Annotated in this window: 3 protein-coding genes; 2 read left to right on the top strand and 1 reads right to left on the bottom strand. The window is 67.2% G+C overall.

Going from position 1 to position 2,168, the window contains the following annotated elements:
* A partial coding sequence (locus Q0982_RS04940; protein WP_299392433.1) for an AraC family transcriptional regulator occupies nt 1-359 on the bottom strand: 359 nt, incomplete at its 3' end.
* Between the two features lie 284 nt (nt 360-643).
* On the opposite strand from Q0982_RS04940, the gene Q0982_RS04935 reads away from it, so the two are divergent.
* Both Q0982_RS04935 and Q0982_RS04930 read left to right on the top strand, forming a co-directional pair.
* Entirely contained in the window at nt 644-1,897 is a 1,254-nt protein-coding gene (locus Q0982_RS04935; protein WP_299392429.1) for a sarcosine oxidase subunit beta family protein, read from the top strand.
* Between the two features lie 10 nt (nt 1,898-1,907).
* Nucleotides 1,908-2,168: sarcosine oxidase subunit delta (locus Q0982_RS04930; RefSeq protein WP_299392426.1), on the top strand; the 261-nt coding region annotated here is incomplete at its 3' end.

Here is a 2,168-nt window from a genome sequence, read left to right as displayed (position 1 = left end):
AGGATGTAGCTGCCGGTGCAGATCGCCCCGACATCGGCGCCGCGGCGGTCCATCTTGCGCAGCCAGGCCAAGAGGCTCTTGTCCTGGTGCAGGTGCACGTCCAGGCCGCCGCAGATGATGATGGTCCCACAGCTCTCCGCCAGGCTCAGGTCGCCGGCGACATCCAGGGCGATCCCGTTGGAGGCCGTCACCGGGGCGCCGTCTGCGGAGACCAGGATACGCCGGTACAGCTCCTGCCCGCTCAGCCGGTTGGCCAGACGGAACGACTCCACCATGCCGCTGAACGGCAGGAACGAGAAGCGCGGCACAAGAACCAGCGCGATCTTCTGGGGCAGCTCTCGTGGAACGTTACCGAACATGAAAAGACCTGGGGTCCTCTATCGTGAAGGCCGAAGGGAATCCTGCGACTTTGGCATAGATGCCGGTGTCGCGAACAGAGAATTTTCCGCCGGGGACCAGCAAGCCCCTGGCCCCCTGATCGAGTGCCCTGGCGCCCTGCAAGTCTGCGGAAACGAGGCTCTTCGACCGGCCCGGCGTTGCCAAGCGGGGGGTTGGATGCGAGCATGGTTAACAGGGATGTGAGGCGGCGCGCCGCAGGTGCCGCACCACGGGGTGAGGGTCAAACGGGGGACGCCGGCCGGGCATGAAACCGCGCTATTCAGTTTTCAGCCTGCTGCGCAACGCCCTCTCCTACCACGAGAACTGGCCGCAGGCCTGGCAGAGCAGCGAGCCCAAGCCGCGCTATGACGTGGTCATCGTCGGCGGCGGCGGCCATGGCCTCGCGACCGCCTACTACCTGGCCAAGAACCACGGCATCACCAACGTCGCAGTGGTGGAGCGTGGCTGGCTGGGCGGCGGCAACACCGGGCGCAACACCACCATCGTCCGCTCCAACTATCTCTGGGACCAGTCGGCGGCGCTCTACGAGTACGCCCTGAAGCTCTGGGAAGGCCTTTCCCAGGACCTCAACTACAATGTCATGTTCTCCCAGCGCGGCGTGCTCAACCTGGCGCACAACCAGCACGACCTCAGGGAGGTCTCCCGGCGCATCAACGCCAACCGTCTGAACGGCATCGACTCGGAGTTCCTCACCCCGGCGCAGATCAAGGAGATGGTGCCGATCATCGACCTGCGCGCCGGCGGCCGCTATCCGGTGCTGGGCGCCAGCCTGCAACGCCGCGGCGGCACCGCCCGTCACGACGCCGTGGCCTGGGGCTATGCCCGCGCCGCCGGTGCCTACGGGGTCGACATCATCCAGGAATGCCCGGTCAACGGCTTTCGCATCGAGAACGGCCGGGTGACCGGCGTCGAGACCGGCAAGGGCTTCATCGAGGCCGGCAAGGTGGGCATCGTCACCGCCGGCCATTCCAGTGTGATGGCCAACATGGCGGGCTTCCGCCTGCCGGTGCAGTCCCTGCCGCTGCAGGCCCTGGTGTCGGAACCGGTGAAGCCGGTGATCGATACCGTGGTCATGTCCGGCGCCGTGCATGCCTACATCAGCCAGTCCGACAAGGGTGAGCTGGTGATCGGCGCCGGTGTGGACAGCTACATCGGCTACGGCCAGCGCGGCAGCCTGCCGGTGACCGAGGAGACTCTGGCGGCCATCTGCGAGCTGTTCCCGCTGTTCCGGCGCATGCGCATGCTGCGCCAGTGGGGCGGCATCGTCGACGTCTGCCCCGATGCCAGCCCGATCCTCTCCAAGACCCCCGTGGAGGGGCTCTACCTGAACTGCGGCTGGGGCACCGGCGGCTTCAAGGCGACGCCCGGCTCGGGCTGGGTCTTCGCCCACACGATCGCCAACGACGCGCCCCACGAGTTGAACGCCGCCTTCAGCCTGGACCGCTTCCGGACCGGCTTCCTCATCGACGAGCACGGCGCCGCCGCCGTGGCGCACTAGGGAGGCGAGCATGCTGCAGATCACCTGTCCTTACTGCGGTCCGCGCTGCGAGAGCGAGTTCTCCAACGGCGGCGAGGCGCACATCGAGCGGCCCAAGGACCCCGCAAGCCTCACCGATGCCGAGTGGGCGGAGTTCGTCTTCCTGCGCGACAACCCCAAGGGCTTGGTGCTTGAGCGCTGGAACCACGCCCAGGGCTGCCGCCGCTGGTTCAATGTTGCCCGCGATTCCGTGACCTACGAAATCCTGGCCGTCTATCCCATGGGCTCGCCG

Origin of the sequence: Pelagibius sp. (genome assembly GCF_028281305.1) — a bacterium.
Taxonomy (GTDB): Bacteria; Pseudomonadota; Alphaproteobacteria; order Kiloniellales; family Kiloniellaceae; genus Pelagibius.
This window is presented reverse-complemented; position numbering and strand designations above follow the sequence as displayed.

What these genes read in the sequence shown, in the direction of transcription:
- Q0982_RS04935 (WP_299392429.1), top strand. Translation starts at nt 644, where the DNA reads ATGAAACCGCGCTATTCAGTTTTCAGCCTGCTGCGCAACGCCCTCTCC.